General features: G+C 71.6%; 14 protein-coding genes. 8 read left to right on the top strand and 6 right to left on the bottom strand.

Annotation, left to right across the window (positions count from 1 at the left end; all coding sequences use genetic code 11):
• Positions 1–88 precede the first annotated feature (88 nt).
• On the top strand, positions 89–1,702 hold the full coding sequence (locus tag ACZ45Z_RS25950) for a protein kinase domain-containing protein (protein ID WP_468366885.1): 1,614 nt from the start codon (positions 89–91) through the stop codon (positions 1,700–1,702).
• Between the two features lie 215 nt (positions 1,703–1,917).
• Here ACZ45Z_RS25950 and ACZ45Z_RS25945 read toward each other — a convergent pair whose 3' ends face one another.
• The 3 genes from ACZ45Z_RS25945 to ACZ45Z_RS25935 all read right to left on the bottom strand — a co-directional run bounded on the left by ACZ45Z_RS25945 (position 1,918) and on the right by ACZ45Z_RS25935 (position 3,997).
• Positions 1,918–2,961, bottom strand: a complete 1,044-nt coding sequence (locus tag ACZ45Z_RS25945; protein WP_468366882.1) for a phosphotransferase — start codon at positions 2,959–2,961, stop codon at positions 1,918–1,920.
• Between the two features lie 52 nt (positions 2,962–3,013).
• Entirely contained in the window at positions 3,014–3,202 is a 189-nt protein-coding gene (locus ACZ45Z_RS25940; RefSeq protein WP_468366879.1) for a hypothetical protein, read from the bottom strand.
• A 135-nt stretch (positions 3,203–3,337) separates the two neighbouring features.
• Positions 3,338–3,997: a response regulator gene (locus ACZ45Z_RS25935; RefSeq protein ID WP_468366876.1), complete on the bottom strand. Its 660-nt coding sequence runs from the start codon at positions 3,995–3,997 to the stop codon at positions 3,338–3,340.
• 328 nt (positions 3,998–4,325) lie between these two features.
• Here ACZ45Z_RS25935 and pdhA point away from each other — a divergent pair, with 328 nt between their 5' ends.
• From pdhA to ACZ45Z_RS25920, 3 genes are read left to right on the top strand one after another with little or no spacing between them, the layout of a single operon-like run.
• Positions 4,326–5,543 (top strand): pyruvate dehydrogenase (acetyl-transferring) E1 component subunit alpha, encoded by a 1,218-nt coding sequence (gene pdhA / locus ACZ45Z_RS25930; RefSeq protein WP_468366874.1) that lies wholly within the window; start codon positions 4,326–4,328, stop codon positions 5,541–5,543.
• Positions 5,544–5,545: 2 nt separating this feature from the next.
• Positions 5,546–6,529: an alpha-ketoacid dehydrogenase subunit beta gene (locus ACZ45Z_RS25925; RefSeq protein ID WP_468366872.1), complete on the top strand. Its 984-nt coding sequence runs from the start codon at positions 5,546–5,548 to the stop codon at positions 6,527–6,529.
• 23 nt (positions 6,530–6,552) lie between these two features.
• On the top strand, positions 6,553–8,022 hold the full coding sequence (locus ACZ45Z_RS25920) for a dihydrolipoamide acetyltransferase family protein (protein WP_468366869.1): 1,470 nt from the start codon (positions 6,553–6,555) through the stop codon (positions 8,020–8,022).
• 118 nt (positions 8,023–8,140) lie between these two features.
• Here ACZ45Z_RS25920 and ACZ45Z_RS25915 read toward each other — a convergent pair whose 3' ends face one another.
• On the bottom strand, positions 8,141–8,317 hold the full coding sequence (locus ACZ45Z_RS25915; protein ID WP_468366867.1) for a hypothetical protein: 177 nt from the start codon (positions 8,315–8,317) through the stop codon (positions 8,141–8,143).
• A gap of 255 nt (positions 8,318–8,572) precedes the next feature.
• Between ACZ45Z_RS25915 and ACZ45Z_RS25910 the strand changes: the two genes are divergently transcribed.
• The gene (locus ACZ45Z_RS25910) at positions 8,573–9,295 is read left to right on the top strand and encodes a GntR family transcriptional regulator (protein WP_468366863.1); all 723 of its coding nucleotides are present in this window, start codon (positions 8,573–8,575) and stop codon (positions 9,293–9,295) included.
• Positions 9,292–10,620: an MFS transporter gene (locus tag ACZ45Z_RS25905; protein ID WP_468366860.1), complete on the top strand. Its 1,329-nt coding sequence runs from the start codon at positions 9,292–9,294 to the stop codon at positions 10,618–10,620. The genes ACZ45Z_RS25910 and ACZ45Z_RS25905 overlap by 4 nt, the downstream gene beginning before the upstream one ends.
• A 99-nt stretch (positions 10,621–10,719) precedes the next feature.
• On the opposite strand, the gene ACZ45Z_RS25900 is transcribed toward ACZ45Z_RS25905, so the two are convergent.
• Complete coding sequence (locus ACZ45Z_RS25900) at positions 10,720–11,544, bottom strand: maleylpyruvate isomerase family mycothiol-dependent enzyme (protein WP_468366857.1); 825 nt, start codon at positions 11,542–11,544, stop codon at positions 10,720–10,722.
• 144 nt (positions 11,545–11,688) lie between these two features.
• On the opposite strand from ACZ45Z_RS25900, the gene ACZ45Z_RS25895 reads away from it, so the two are divergent.
• Complete coding sequence (locus ACZ45Z_RS25895) at positions 11,689–12,477, top strand: carbon-nitrogen family hydrolase (protein ID WP_468366855.1); 789 nt, start codon at positions 11,689–11,691, stop codon at positions 12,475–12,477.
• 68 nt (positions 12,478–12,545) lie between these two features.
• On the opposite strand, the gene ACZ45Z_RS25890 is transcribed toward ACZ45Z_RS25895, so the two are convergent.
• Entirely contained in the window at positions 12,546–13,076 is a 531-nt protein-coding gene (locus ACZ45Z_RS25890; RefSeq protein ID WP_468366853.1) for an LURP-one-related/scramblase family protein, read from the bottom strand.
• Positions 13,077–13,141: 65 nt separating this feature from the next.
• Here ACZ45Z_RS25890 and ACZ45Z_RS25885 point away from each other — a divergent pair, with 65 nt between their 5' ends.
• Positions 13,142–14,956 carry an NHL domain-containing thioredoxin family protein gene (locus tag ACZ45Z_RS25885; protein ID WP_468366850.1) on the top strand — a complete coding sequence of 605 codons (1,815 nt, stop codon included), beginning with the start codon at positions 13,142–13,144 and terminating at the stop codon, positions 14,954–14,956.
• The last annotated feature ends 76 nt before the right edge of the window (positions 14,957–15,032 follow it).

Here is a 15,032-nt window from a genome sequence, read left to right as displayed (position 1 = left end):
ACCGGTGGGTGCCCCGGAGCCTGTAGCGTGCTCTAGCGAAGACCGAGACCTTACCGCTACACGCGGACCGAATCGACGGCGAGGACCGATGGCACCGACGCAGAGCCCACAGGGCCCGTCCGATCCTGACGCCACCGGCTCCAATAGCCCCGACGCACCGGAGATGTGGGGCAACGGCGGGCTGGTCGGCGACGGCCGCTACCGGCTCACGCGCCGACTGGGCCGGGGCGGCATGGCGGAGGTGTTCGCCGCCGAGGACGTGCGGCTGGGCCGTACCGTCGCCGTGAAGCTGCTGCGTTCGGATCTCGCCGAGGACCCGGTGTCCAAGGCCCGCTTCACGCGTGAGGCCCAGTCCGTGGCCGGGCTGAACCACCACGCCGTCGTCGCCGTGTACGACTCCGGCGAGGACTTCGTCGGCGGCAACACCGTGCCGTACATCGTCATGGAGCTGGTCGACGGGCACACCATCCGCGACCTGCTGCTCAACGCGGACGCGCCGCCCCCGGACCAGGCGCTGATCATCGTCTCCGGTGTGCTGGAGGCGCTGGCCTACAGCCACCAGCACGGCATCGTGCACCGCGACATCAAGCCCGCGAACGTGATCATCACGCACAGCGGCGCCGTCAAGGTCATGGACTTCGGTATCGCCCGTGCCCTGCACGGCGCCGCGTCCACCATGACCCAGACCGGCATGGTCATGGGCACCCCCCAGTACCTCTCCCCGGAGCAGGCGCTCGGCAAGACCGTCGACACCCGCTCCGACCTCTACGCCACCGGCTGCCTGCTCTACGAACTCCTCGCGCTGCGCCCGCCGTTCACCGGCGAGACGCCGCTTTCGGTCGTCTACCAGCATGTTCAGGACATGCCGGTGCCGCCCTCCGAGGTCGCGGACTCGGTGCCGCCGGAGCTGGACGGCCTGGTCATGCGGTCGCTGGCCAAGGACCCCGACGACCGCTTCCAGACCGCGGAGGAGATGCGCGGCCTGGTCCAGTACTCCTTGCAGATGCTCCAGGAGCAGGGCGGCCACACCGGCACCTGGAACACCGGGCCGGTCGGCATGCACGAGGGCGGCAGCACGCCCGCCATGGGCACCGCCGCCACCACCGCGCTGCCCCACCCCGAGTCGGGGCACACGATGGCCAGCCCGATCCTGCCCTCCGGCATGCGGCCGGACGACGGCGGTTTCGAAGGCGGCCACCGCCCCGCCAAGAGCGGCCGCGGCAGGGTCTGGCTGATCGCGGCGCTCGCCGTGATCGCCATCGCGCTCGGTGTGGCCTTCGCGTTGAAGAACGCCGGCGACGGCCGGACGGACCCGGGCACCACCAAATCGCCCACACCGTCGGCGTCCAAGGAGGAGAAGACCTCCGAGCCGCCGACGGACGAGCCGACCACGCCGCAGACCCAGCCGGGCAGCAGCGACGGTGGCGCGGGCACGTACACCCCGCCGCCGACCGAGCAGCCCACCACGCCCTCCACGTCCGAGCCGCCCACCTCGGAGCCTCCGACGTCGGAGCCGCCGACCTCCGAGCCGCCCACCGGCAGCACGGACGGCGAGACCACCGACGGTGGCACCACGGACGGCGGGACGGCGGACGGCGGGACCACCACCGGCACCGACGCCGGCGGTACCTCCAGCGGCACGGACACCGGTGGGACCACCACCAGCGGCACGGACGGCGGCCCGGTCAACACCACCGGCTGACCGCACCGTCCGCGCCGGCCGCGCGCTGACGTACGGCGTTGGCGGCCCCGGCTCAGCAGTCCCGGCTCAACGGCCCCGGCGGGCCGGGCTCCTCGCACCAGGAGCCCGGCCCGCCGTTTCGTTCCCCCACGACGCGAGGTGCCGGACCGCGCACACCCCGGCACCGGGGCGAGCCCGAACCACCGGGCCCGCCCGCGCTTCCCGGCCCGGCCGCCTCACCCCGTGAACGCCTCCCGCACCGCCCCGTATTCGCGCGTCCACCACACCGCCAGGGCGGCCGCCGCCGGAAACTGCGGATCGGTGCGGCGGTCACCGAGGCGGTAGCGCCAGGTGAGCATCCAGAAGTCGTTCAGCCGCTCCCACCACACCCGGTGCACGGCCGCGGCCAGCTCCCCGGCCCCGGCCCCGCAGGCGCTGCGGTAGGCACCCGCGTACGCCCGCACCTTGGGCAGGTCCAGCGTGCCGCAGGGGCGGACGAAGAAGATCGCCGCGGCGCGGACCGCCTCCTCGGCGCGCGGCTGGACTCCGAGCCGGTCCCAGTCGACGATCGCGGCCGGTTCCGCGCCGCGGTAGAGCACGTTGAGCGGGTGGAAGTCGCCGTGCACCCAGCCGGTGGCCCCTTCGCTGCCGGGCGCGGGACGTCGGTGGGCCTGCCGCTCCAGCAGGGCCCGGCGCTCCAGGAGCCGGTGCTCGGCCAGCTCGTCGAAGCTGGTGCGCGGGCGGGCGCCGCGGGCCAGTACCAGCAGCTCGTCGATCATTTCGAAGGTGCGGGCCGGGTCGGCGGCGGCGTCCGCGTACGGCGGCCGTGGTGGTGGAGGTTCGTCCGCCATGACCTGTTCCAGGGCGGTGTGCACCAGCCCGAGCAGGGCGCCGAGCCGGCGGGACTGGCCGCGGGTCAGCGCGGCCCCTCCTAAGTGCCGGCCCTCGACCCAGGGGTGCAGCGCGTAGCAGCGGCCGTCCAGGACGGTGACCGTACGGCCGTCGGCGTCGGCGACGGGCGGGGCGACCGGCAGACCCAGGGCGGCCAGCCGGAGGGTGGCGTGGTGCTGGCGGATGATGGCGGGGCGGTCGCCGTCGAGGTGGTGCTTGAGGAAGTACCGGCCGCGGGTGGTGGCGAGGAAGTAGCCGTGGTTGAGCAGGCCCTCGGCGACGGGTTCGCACGACAGCGGCTCTCCGGCGCCGTCGTGGTGGCGCAGGAGGGATCCGAGGGTGTGCCCGTCGGGCGTCGCCGCCATCCGGGCTACAGATGAGCGCAGCACGCGCCAGATGTTAGATCACCGTGATCAATCGAAGCGGGTGTGCCGCAAGGCCTTACGCAGAGTGGGCGGGGCGGAAGACCGGCACTTCCGTCAGGCGGTGGAGGGTCACGAAGCGGGGCTCGATACGGAGGAAGACCGCGTCGAACGGGTCGCCGTCGGCCAGCCGGGGCGTGCGGCCGAAGAGCCCTCGCTCGGCGGGGGTGGGGCGCGCCAGGCGGGCGGTGCCGTCGTCGCTGGGCATGCTCTCACCCTGGCGGTCCGGGCGCGCGGGAAGTAGGGGCGGCGGCCCCGAGTGCGGCGGGACGTTGGTCCCGAAGGCCGTGGAGGCGAGCCCGGCCGCGACACCGGAACCGCAGGTCGAGAGCGTGCGGGAGGGTCAGCGGCGTTCGGCCTGGAGGCGGGCGACATAGGCGGCGGCCTGTGAGCGGCGGGCCATGCCGAGCTTGGAGAGGAGGCTGGAGACGTAATTCTTGATCGTTTTCTCGGCGAGGTGGAGGCGCTCACCGATGGCGCGGTTGGTCAGGCCCTCGCCGATCAGGTCGAGGATCCGGCGCTCCTGCTCGGTCAGGCTTGCCAGCAGGTCGTCGCCCTTGGTACCGCTGCCCTCGCGCAGACGTTCCAGGACGCGGGCGGTGGCGACGGGATCGAGCAGCGACTTGCCGGCGGCGACGTCGCGGACCGCGGACAGCAGCTCATTGCCGCGGATGGCCTTGAGGACGTACCCGGCCGCGCCGGCCACGATCGCGTCGAAGAGCGCCTCGTCATCCGCGAAAGAGGTGAGCATCAAACATTTGATGTCCTCGTTTTGTGAACGGATCTCGCGGCACACCTCGACTCCGCTGCCGTCCGGTAGCCGGACGTCCAGCACCGCCACGTCCGGATTCGTCGCAGGGATCCTGACCAGGGCATCTGCGGCGGTACCGGCCTCGCCGACCACCTCGATATCCGCTTCCACCGACAGCATTTCGTGGACACCGCGGCGGACGACCTCGTGATCATCGAGAAGGAATACCGTGATTTTTCCGTCTTCGCGCACCGGCACAGTCTCACACACGAAGTCTTCCCGTGCTCCAGGTCGCCGATATAACGTGCCGTTGTTCCGGCGGCCTGCAACGCTGTGACCAGGAGTTGTTACCAGCCTTCGCGGTTTACTTGGAAATCCAAGCAAAATCGCAGGTCAGCGCCGTTTCCACTTAGGCTTTGACAGTGGGTAACGTGCAATGAGCAGGCCACTGTCCGGGACGCTTTGTTCCACCCGGATCCGGCCGCGTTCGCACCCACCCCGTGCGCCGTATCGGATACCGGGTGAGCCGCAATACGGCCACCGGCGGACCCCGGGGGCCGGACAGACGGAGGAGCAGCACGTGACCGTGGAAGGCACTGCCCAGCGGAAAACCACCCGCGCCGGCAGCAAGCGCACCACCGCCAAGAAGGCGACGCCGGCCAAGAAGGCGACGTCGGCCGAGGCCGCGAACACCGGCCGCGCGGACCAGGCGGAGCAGCATCAGCTCGTACAACTGCTGACCCCGGAAGGGAAGCGGGTCGAGCACCCCGATTACGCGATCGATCTTTCCCCCGAAGAACTGCGCGGTCTCTACCGCGACATGGTGCTGACGCGGAAATTCGACGCGGAGGCGACCACCCTCCAGCGCCAGGGCGAGCTGGGCCTGTGGGCCTCGCTGCTCGGCCAGGAGGCCGCCCAGATCGGCTCGGGCCGCGCGCTGCGCGATGACGACTACGTCTTCCCGACCTACCGCGAACACGGCGTGGCCTGGTGCCGCGGTGTCGACCCGACGAACCTGCTGGGCATGTTCCGCGGGGTCAACCACGGCGGCTGGGACCCCAACAGCAACAACTTCCACCTCTACACCATCGTGATCGGTTCGCAGACGCTGCACGCGACCGGCTACGCGATGGGTGTGCAGAAGGACGGCGCGGATTCCGCGGTCATCGCGTATTTCGGTGACGGCGCCTCCAGCCAGGGCGATGTCGCCGAGTCCTTCACCTTCTCCGCGGTCTACAACGCGCCGGTGGTCTTCTTCTGCCAGAACAACCAGTGGGCGATCTCCGAGCCCACCGAGCGGCAGACCCGCGTCCCCCTCTACCAGCGCGCCCAGGGCTACGGCTTCCCCGGCGTACGGGTCGACGGCAACGACGTGCTGGCCTGTCTGGCGGTGACCAAGGCGGCGCTGGAGCGGGCGCGCACCGGGCAGGGCCCCACCCTGGTCGAGGCGTTCACGTACCGCATGGGCGCGCACACCACCTCCGACGACCCGACGAAGTACCGGGCCGACGAGGAGACGCTGGCCTGGGCGGCCAAGGACCCCATCTTGCGGCTGCGGACGTACCTGGAGGCCGAGGGCATCGTCGACGACGCCTACCTCGCCTCCATCGATGAGGAGAGCGAGGCCCTGGGCAAGCGGGTCCGCGACGTCGTACGGGCGATGCCCGACCCGGACACCATGGCGATCTTCGAGAACGTCTATGCCGACGGGCACGCGCTCGTCGATGAGGAGCGCGCGCAGTTCGCCGCGTACCAGGCGTCCTTCGCCGACGCCGATGCCGCCGCGGAGGGGAACTGACCATGGCAGTCTTCGAGAAGATCACCATCGCGAAGGCGATCAACGAATCGCTGCGGACCTCCATGGAGGCCGACAGCAAGGTCCTGGTCATGGGCGAGGACGTCGGCAAGCTCGGCGGCGTCTTCCGGGTCACCGACGGCCTTCAGAAGGACTTCGGCGAGGACCGGGTGATCGACACCCCGCTCGCCGAGTCCGGCATCGTCGGCACCGCGATCGGCATGGCCCTGCGCGGCTACCGTCCCGTCGTGGAGATCCAGTTCGACGGCTTCGTCTTCCCCGCCTACGACCAGATCGTCACCCAGCTCGCCAAGATGCACGCGCGGGCGCTGGGCAAGGTCAAGGTGCCCGTCGTCATCCGTATCCCCTACGCGGGCGGCATCGGCGCGGTCGAGCACCACTCCGAGTCGCCCGAGGCCCTCTTCGCGCACGTCGCGGGCCTCAAGTGCGTCTCCCCCTCGAACTCCTCCGACGCCTACTGGATGCTCCAGCAGGCCATCGCGGGCGATGACCCGGTCATCTACTTCGAGCCCAAGCGCCGCTACCACGACAAGTCGCGCCTGGACACCGAGTCGATCCCCGACCCGCTGCACAAGGCCCGCGTCACGCAGAGCGGCACAGACCTCACGCTGGCCGCCTACGGCCCGATGGTGAAGGTCTGCCTCGATGTCGCCAAGGTCGCGGCCGAGGAAGGCAAGTCGGTCGAGGTCGTCGACCTGCGCTCGCTCTCCCCGATCGACTTCGACACGCTTCAGACGTCGGTGGAGAAGACCCGCCGGCTGGTGGTCGTCCACGAAGCCCCGGTGTTCCTCGGTACGGGCTCGGAGATCGCCGCCCGCATCACCGAACGCTGCTTCTACCACCTGGAGGCCCCGGTGCTGCGCGTCGGCGGGTTCCACGCTCCCTATCCGCCGTCCCGGCTGGAGGACGAGTACCTTCCGGGACTGGACCGGGTGCTCGACGCCGTCGACCGCGCGCTGGCGTACTGAGGGGTTTGAGGAGAGTCGTGACCATGACTGCAAGTACCGCCAACGATCAGCGCTTCCGCGAGTTCAAGATGCCCGACGTGGGCGAGGGGCTCACCGAGGCCGAGATCCTCAAGTGGTACGTCCAGCCCGGCGACACCGTCACCGACGGCCAGGTCGTCTGTGAGGTCGAGACCGCCAAGGCCGCCGTCGAACTGCCCATCCCCTACGACGGGGTGGTGCACGAACTGCGCTTCGGCGAAGGCGTCACCGTCGATGTCGGCACCGTCATCATCACGGTGGACACCGACCCCGGCGCCGGGCCCGCCGAGGCGCCGGAGCGGGAGCAGCCGGCCCCCGTGACCGAGGACGAGACCGCGGCGGAGGCGGAGCCGCAGGGCCGGCAGGCGGTGCTCGTCGGCTACGGCGCCGCGCCGTCGTCGACCAAGCGCCGTCCGCGCAAGCCGCAGCAGGGGGAGCCGGCCCGGCCGGAGCCCGTGCCCGCCGTGCCCCGGGCGACCCTCAACGGTCGGACGGCGACCGCCGCGAAGCCCGCCGCCCCCGTCACGTCGGTCGCGCCTCCTGCGGCGCCGGTGTCCGCGGGACGGCCGCTGGCCAAGCCGCCGGTGCGCAAGCTCGCCAAGGACCTCGGTATCGACCTGGCCACGGTGACGCCGACCGGTCCCGACGGCGTGGTGACCCGTGAGGACGTGCACGCCGCGGCGTCGACGGCGACGTTGGTTCCACGTGAAACAGTCAGCCCGGCCGAGGAAGCCATCCCGGCGCAGGCGCAGGCCGCCACGGTCGACACCGCCGCCCGCGAGCGGCGGGTGCCGGTCAAGGGCGTACGCAAGGCCACCGCGCAGGCGATGGTGGCCAGCGCCTTCACCGCGCCGCACGTCACGGAGTTCATCACCGTCGATGTGACCCGCACGATGAAGCTGGTCCAGGAGCTCAAGCAGGACCCGGACATGGCCGGCCTGCGCGTCAACCCGCTCCTGCTCGTCGCCAAGGCCTTCCTCGTCGCCATCAAGCGGCACCCCGAGGTCAACGCCACGTGGGACGAGGCGAACCAGGAGATCGTCCAGAAGGACTACGTCAACCTCGGAATCGCGGCGGCCACTCCGCGAGGGCTGATCGTCCCCAACATCAAGGACGCGGACGCCAAGACGCTCCCCCAACTCGCCGCGGACCTGGGCGAGCTGGTGGCCACCGCGCGCGAGGGGAAGACCTCTCCGGCGGCGATGTCCGGCGGCACGGTCACCCTCACCAACGTGGGTGTCTTCGGCGTCGACAGCGGTACGCCGATCCTGAACCCGGGGGAGTCCGCGATCCTCGCCTTCGGCGCGGTCCGGCTCCAGCCCTGGGTGCACAAGGGCAAGGTGAAGGCCCGCCAGGTCACCACCCTGGCGCTGTCCTTCGACCACCGCCTGATCGACGGCGAACTGGGCTCCAAGCTCCTCGCGGACATCGCGGCGGTGCTGGAGCGCCCCAAGCGGCTGATCACCTGGGGCTGAGCGCCTGGCCGGGCCTCTTGTCCGGGGTTCCGGTGCGCCGGGCGCTGTGCTCATGGCGGTGGCCCGCCCGCTCGTGCGGGCGGGCCACCGGTCTGTGTGCGGGCCTGTCGTCGGCCGCTCAACTGCGGATGAGCTCCACGGCGCGGCTGAAGTGCGCCACCGGGCCGGTCGGGGCGGACGGGTCGGCGTGTGCGGCGCCCCGGGTCAGTGTGGTGCCCGCCCACAGGGCGGCGACGATCAGTGCCACCACGACGGCGTTCCGGGTACGACGGCCGGCGTTCGTCCTGGTCTGCATGGTCAACTCCCCTTGAATGGCGGAGCCTCCTCGGCTCCATGCCTCCATTCACCCATGGAATCCGGGCGGTTTCGTACGCGTCAGGTAGGGACCTCGGGTCAGCCTTGAGTCTGACCCGCCCTCCCCCTTCGGTCAGACACCGCGCTTCGGACCGCCCCCGGGACGGGGGTGCCCGCGCCGTCGGCCCGCCCCCCCGCTCGTCCGCATCGCGGAACAGGATGCCGCACGTATCTCTGTTGTATCTATCCTGTGCGCATGCCTTCCGCGTCCTCGACCGTCACCCCGGCCACCGCCGCCCCCACCGCCGCGCCGTCCGGCACCGGCGAAGCCCCGCGGGCCGCCAAACAGCCGCCCGCCGCCGAGCGGGTCTACGCACACATCAAGGAAGCCGTGCTGGAGCGCCGCTACGAGGGCGGGATGCTGCTCACCGAAGGGGAGCTGGCCGAGGCGGTGGGGGTGTCGCGGACGCCGGTGCGCGAGGCCCTGCTGCGGCTGGAGGTGGAAGGGCTGATCAAGCTCTATCCCAAGAAGGGCGCGCTGGTGCTGCCGGTCTCCGCGCAGGAGATCACCGATGTCGTCGAGACCCGGCTGCTGGTGGAGAAGCACGCGGCGGCCAAGGCGGTCCCCGCGGGCGAGGCGCTGACCGACGAGCTCGCCGGGCTGCTGGAAACGATGCGGCACCAGGCCGAGGCCGGCGATCTGGCCGCCGTCTCCGTCACCGACCGTGCCTTCCACGCGGCCATCGTGCGCAGCGCCGGCAACCAGATCCTCGACCGGCTCTACGAGCAGTTGCGCGACCGGCAACTGCGGATGGGCGTCGCCGTCATGCACGCGCATCCCGACCGCATCGCCAAGAACATCGCCGAGCACGCGGAGATCCTCCAGGCGCTGCGGGACGGCGACGCCGACGCGGCGGCCGACGCCGTGCACCGGCACGTGAGCTGGGTCCGCAACCTCGCGCAGGGAGACGTGCGATGAGCGGGAGTACCGGGGCCGGCGGCAGCGCGTCCCGGGCGTTGCCCGCGGACCCGCCCGGCGGCCGGAGGGCCATGGCGGTCTGGGGCATCGGTGTCGCGGTCTACTTCGTCGCCATCACCTACCGCACGAGTCTGGGCGTGGCCGGCCTGGACGCCGCCGAGCGCTTCCACATCAACGCCTCGGCGCTGTCCACGTTCTCGATCCTCCAACTGCTCGTCTACGCGGGCATGCAGATACCCGTCGGCCTGCTGGTGGACCGGCTCGGCGCCAAGAAGGTCCTGACCATCGGGGTCGTGCTCTACACCCTGGGCCAGTTCGGCTTCGCGCTGTCCGAGTCCTACGCCATGGCGCTCGGCTCCCGGGCGCTGCTCGGCTGCGGTGACGCCATGACCTTCATCAGCGTGCTGCGGCTGGGCGCCCGGTGGTTCCCGGCCCGCCGGGGCCCGATGATCGCGCAGATCGCCGCGCTCGTCGGCATGGCCGGCAACCTGATCTCCACGCTCGTCCTGGCCCGATTGCTGCACACCTTCGGCTGGACCCCGACGTTCGCCGCCAGCGCGGTGGGCGGCATCGTCGTCCTGTGCCTGATGCTGCTGTTCCTCAAGGACCATCCGCAGGGCTTCGAACCGCCCCCCGCCCCCGCCGGGCACACCGGCGCCGGATTCGTACGGCGGCAGATCGCCGACGCCTGGCGCGAGCCCGGCACCCGGCTGGGCATGTGGGTGCACTTCACGACCCAGTTCCCCGCGATGGTCTTCCTGCTGCTGTGGGGACTGCCGTTCCTCGTCGAGTCACAGGGCCTGTCCCGTGGCACCGCCGGGGAACTCCTCACCCTCGTCGTGCTCTCCAACATGGCCGTCGGGCTGGTCTACGGCCAGGTCATCGCCCGCCACCACGCGGCCCGTACGCCGCTGGCACTCGGCACCGTCGCGGCGACCGCCCTGCTGTGGGCGCTCACCCTGACCTGGCCGGCCGCGCACGCGCCCATGGCGCTGCTGATCACGCTCTGCGTGGTGCTGGGCGCCTGTGGACCCGCCTCGATGATCGGCTTCGACTACGCCCGGCCGGCGAACCCGCCGGAGCGGCAGGGCACCGCCTCCGGCATCGTCAACATGGGCGGCTTCACCGCCTCGATGACCACCCTCCTCGCCGTCGGGGTGCTGCTCGACGCCACCGGCGACAACTACCGCATCGCCTTCGCCTCGGTCTTCGTCCTGGAGGCGGTCGGCGTCTCGCAGATCCTGCGACTGCGCGGCCGGGCGGCACGGCGCGAGAGGGAGCGGCTGGTCGTCAGCCGAGTCGAGGCCGTGCACGTGCCGGTGTGAAGCGGCGGGAGAGCGGCGGGGGAGAACCGACCGCAGGAAGAGCGGTGCGGGAGGAGGCGCCGTTTCACGTGAAACAGACGTTCCCCTCCCCGGCTACCGCTACGGCGTCACCGCGAAGTTGTCCAGGATCGCCTGGGCCAGCGCGTGGTCTCCGTCGACCTTGATCTGCTCGGCGACGGCCGCGGGGCGGATCCGGCCGCACGCCAGCCGGACGAAGGTCTCCCAGTCCAGCGCGAGCGTCACCGTCGGACCGAGCGAGACGCTGCCGTCCACCGTGCCCTTGCCCTCGGCGTCGACGCGCACCGTGCGCATGAACTCCACCGGCCCGCTGACATCGAAGACCACCACCGAATCGGCGGGTGCCTGCGCCCGGTTGGCGACGATGCCGGGCAGCACCTTCATCAGCAGATCGCGCGTCACATACGCGCCGGGGGAGTCGAGATTGCCGGGCTTGCCGAGCACGCGGCGCAGATCCTGCTCATGCACCCAGACGTCGAAGGCCCGCTGCTGGAGCACGAATTCCAGCGTGCGCTCCTCGCCGAGCGGACTGCGCACCACGGCGTCCGGCTGACGGGTCTCGTTGCGCAACTGCCGCGAGCGGCGGATGACGGTGTACTCCAGCTCGCCGATCATCTCCGGCGCGGTGTGGTGGCGGCGGACATCGACCGGCACCTCCATCCGGCGGGCGAACTCGCTGCGCACGTGGTAGAGATCGCGCGGCAGGGTGTGGATCGGCCGCGGGTCGCCGAGCATCTCGCATTCCACGCCGATGACATGCGAGACGACATCGCGGACGGACCACCCTGGCAGGTCCGTCGCCCAGCTCCATTCGCCTTCGGCGAGCGGTGTCACCAGCTCGGCTATCGCTTCTATGGAGTGAGTCCAGGCATCGATGGCGGCTTGAAGGCTGGGATGGACGGTCACGGGACCCCTCGGACGGTTCGTACGCGGGCTGCTGTCTGTGCAGTTAAGTTACGCTGCGCACGGGCACCCCGGCAGTGCTTTCGGGTGACCATCGTAGGCGGATGTTTGACGGCGGAGCGGCTCGAAAGCTTAGGCGGTGGTACTGTGCGCGCCTCATTGATCCAGATCGGTGTGGACCCGGCGGAATCGGTCAATTCCCGGCGGGGACGGGTGGCTTCACTCGTGCGCGAGCAGGCGGACAGCGACCTCGTCGTCCTTCCCGAGCTGTGGCCGGTCGGCGCGTTCGCGTCGGATCTCTTCGCCACCGAGGCGGAACCGCTCAACGGCCCCACGCACGACGCGATGGCGTCGGCCGCCCGGGACGCCGCAGTGTGGCTGCACGCCGGGTCCGTCATCGAGCGGGCCGCCGACGGCACGCTCTACAACACCTCCCTGGTCTTCTCCCCCGACGGCCGGCTCGCCGCCTCCTACCGCAAGATCCACCGCTTCGGCTTCGACGAGGGCGAGGCCGTCCTGCTGGGCGCCGGTGACCAGGTCGTCACCGTCCCCCTGCCGGAGACCACCCTGGGCCTGGCCACCTGCTACGACCTGCGCTTCCCCGAACTGTTCCGGCAGCTCGTGGCGGACGGCGCCCAACTGCTGGTCGTACCGGCCGGCTGGCCGGCCCGCCGCCGCGCCCACTGGTCGCTGCTGGCCCGTGCCCGCGCCGTGGAGAACCAGGCGTACGTCCTCGCGTGCGGCACGGCGGGCACCCACGCCGGGGTGGAACAGGCCGGCCACAGCGTCGTCATCGACCCCTGGGGCGAGGTGCTGGCCGAGGCCGGGCCGGACGAAGAGGTGCTGACCGTGGACCTGGACCCGGCCAAGGTCGCCAAGACCCGCGCGGACTTCCCCGTCCTGCGCGACCGCGTCCTGGGCCTCGACCGGCCGTAAGGGCCCGCAGCCGGCCGGGGAAGGGGGGCACCACCGTGCCCACCCCGCACCCCTCCCCACCGTTCCCCTCAGTCCTCGCCGCGCTCCCGCTCCGCCAGCCGGATCACGCACACCGCGACAGCGATGATCAGCGCCGGATCGGCGTCCTCCCGCACGACGTTGACCGCGTAGGTGTCGCGGACGGTCAGCCAGCGCCGCGAGATCTCGGCCAGGAGCTCACCCTCGTACTCGACGGCGAACTCCCGGTCCAGGATCTTGCCGCTGACGTCCAGCTCCGTGCCGTCCACCAGCTCGACGCGGTAGTGGTTGCGCAGCAGCGACAGCCGCTTGCGCTTGATGGTGGCGAGCGGCCGGTCGTCCCGCTCCAGGGTCATCGCGTCCCGCAGGCTGAGCATCTTCTTGCGGAGGGTGACCAGCACCCGCCCGTCGAGGTCCTTCAGCTCGAAGGTCTCCCGCAGCCGCAGCGCCTTCCCGTCCACCAGGAAGGCGTGCCGGCCGTGCTCGTCATCGATCCAGTAGTCGTCGCCGATGCCGAAGATCCGGTCGCGGACGAGGTAGGTGTGGGGGCGGGCGGGGCGTGACCCCGGAGAGTGCGGCATGGGTTGAGGTGTTCCCCGGGGCCCCTGCGGAATGCGCGGGCACCGGAGTGACGTTGAATGTCCACATGGCTTCACGAGCGCGCGTCCGGGCCCCCGAGCTGATCGGCGAGGGCGGCTGGCTGAACACCGGCAACAAGGATCTGACCCTCTCCGACCTGCGAGGACGCATCGTCATCCTCGATTTCTGGACCTTTTGCTGTGTGAACTGCCTGCATGTTCTGGACGAGCTGCGGGAGCTGGAGGAGCGGCACCGCGACACGGTCGTGATCGTCGGGGTGCACTCGCCCAAGTTCGTGCACGAGGCCGACCACCAGGCGGTCGTGGACGCCGTCGAGCGCTACGGCGTCGAACACCCGGTGCTCGACGATCCGCGCCTCGACACCTGGAAGCAGTACGCCGTGCGGGCCTGGCCGACGCTCGTCGTGATCGACCCCGAGGGCTATGTCGTCGCCCAGCACGCCGGCGAGGGCCACGCCCACGCCATCGAGAAGCTGGTGGGCGAGCTTCAGGCCGAGCACGAGGCCAAGGGCACGCTGCGGCGCGGCGACGGCCCGTACGTCCCGCCGGAGCCGGTCGCCACCGACCTGCGCTTCCCCGGCAAGGCGCTGCGGCTCCCGGCCGGCACGTTCCTCGTCTCCGACACCACCCGGCACCAGCTCGTGGAGCTGGCCGCCGACGGCGAGCGCGTGGTGCGCCGCATCGGCAGCGGGGAGCGGGGGCTGGGCCCGGACGCGTTCAACGAGCCGCAGGGCCTGGCGCTGCTGCCCGACGGCCGGGTCGCCGTCGCGGACACCGTCAACCACGCCATCCGGGTGTTCGACCCCGCCGACGGCACGCTGGAGACGGTCGCCGGTACCGGCAAGCAGTGGTGGCAGGGCTCGCCGGTCTCCGGTCCGGCGCGCGAGGTGGATCTCTCCTCGCCGTGGGACGTCGCCTGGTGGCAGGACCGGCTGTGGATCGCGATGGCCGGCGTCCACCAGCTCTGGACGTACGACCCGGCGGCCGGCACGGTCCAGGTCGCGGCCGGCACGACCAACGAGGGCCTGGTGGACGGCCCGGCCGCCGAGGCGTGGTTCGCGCAGCCGTCCGGCCTCGCGGCGGCGGGCGACCGGCTGTGGGTCGCCGACTCCGAGACCAGCGCGGTGCGGTGGGTGGCGCCCGCCGAGGAGGGCGACGGCTACGTCGTCCACACCGCCGTCGGCACCGGCCTGTTCGACTTCGGCCACCGCGACGGCGCCGCCGACCAGGCGCTGCTCCAGCACCCGCTGGGCGTGACGGCGCTGCCCGACGGCTCGGTCGCTGTCGCGGACACCTACAACCACGCCCTGCGCCGCTTCGATCCGGCCAGCGGCGAGGTGACGACCCTGGCGACGGACCTGCGCGAGCCCTCGGCCGCGGTGCTCGCCGACGGCGACATCGTGGTGGTGGAGTCGGCGCGGCACCGGCTGACCCGGCTGCGGCTCCCCGAGGAAGCCGTACGCGTCGAGTCGGTGGCGCACCGCACCCGGCGCGCGGCCACCGAAGTGGCCTCCGGCAAGCTCCGCCTGGAGATCGTCTTCCAGGCCCCCGCGGGCCAGAAACTCGACACCCGTTACGGCCCCTCGACCCGGCTGCTGGTCAGCGCGACGCCGCCGGAACTGCTCGCCGGGGGCGCGGGCGCGGACACCGACCTGGCCCGCGACCTGGTGCTCGCGGACGGCGTGACCGAGGGCGTGCTGCATGTCTCGGCGATGGCCGCGTCCTGCGACGACGACCCGGACATCGAGTACCCGGCCTGCCATGTGCACCAGCAGGACTGGGGCGTGCCGGTCGAGGTCACCCAGGACGGGACGGCCCGGCTGGCGCTGGTCCTGGCGGGGCTGGACGCGACAACCGAGTAGCGGGGGCGCGGTATTGGGTGGCGGGGGCTCGGTACCGGGTCGGCGGCAGCAGGCTCGGTACCGGGTCGGCGGGGGC

This window comes from Streptomyces sp. NPDC031210, from assembly GCF_055570395.1.
This window is presented reverse-complemented; position numbering and strand designations above follow the sequence as displayed.

What these genes read in the sequence shown, in the direction of transcription:
- ACZ45Z_RS25950 (WP_468366885.1), top strand. Translation starts at nt 89, where the DNA reads ATGGCACCGACGCAGAGCCCACAGGGCCCGTCCGATCCTGACGCCACC.
- ACZ45Z_RS25940 (WP_468366879.1), bottom strand. Translation starts at nt 3,202, where the DNA reads ATGCCCAGCGACGACGGCACCGCCCGCCTGGCGCGCCCCACCCCCGCC.
- ACZ45Z_RS25925 (WP_468366872.1), top strand. Translation starts at nt 5,546, where the DNA reads ATGGCAGTCTTCGAGAAGATCACCATCGCGAAGGCGATCAACGAATCG.
- ACZ45Z_RS25920 (WP_468366869.1), top strand. Translation starts at nt 6,553, where the DNA reads ATGACTGCAAGTACCGCCAACGATCAGCGCTTCCGCGAGTTCAAGATG.
- ACZ45Z_RS25915 (WP_468366867.1), bottom strand. Translation starts at nt 8,317, where the DNA reads ATGCAGACCAGGACGAACGCCGGCCGTCGTACCCGGAACGCCGTCGTG.
- ACZ45Z_RS25910 (WP_468366863.1), top strand. Translation starts at nt 8,573, where the DNA reads ATGCCTTCCGCGTCCTCGACCGTCACCCCGGCCACCGCCGCCCCCACC.
- ACZ45Z_RS25905 (WP_468366860.1), top strand. Translation starts at nt 9,292, where the DNA reads ATGAGCGGGAGTACCGGGGCCGGCGGCAGCGCGTCCCGGGCGTTGCCC.
- ACZ45Z_RS25890 (WP_468366853.1), bottom strand. Translation starts at nt 13,076, where the DNA reads ATGCCGCACTCTCCGGGGTCACGCCCCGCCCGCCCCCACACCTACCTC.
- ACZ45Z_RS25885 (WP_468366850.1), top strand. Translation starts at nt 13,142, where the DNA reads ATGGCTTCACGAGCGCGCGTCCGGGCCCCCGAGCTGATCGGCGAGGGC.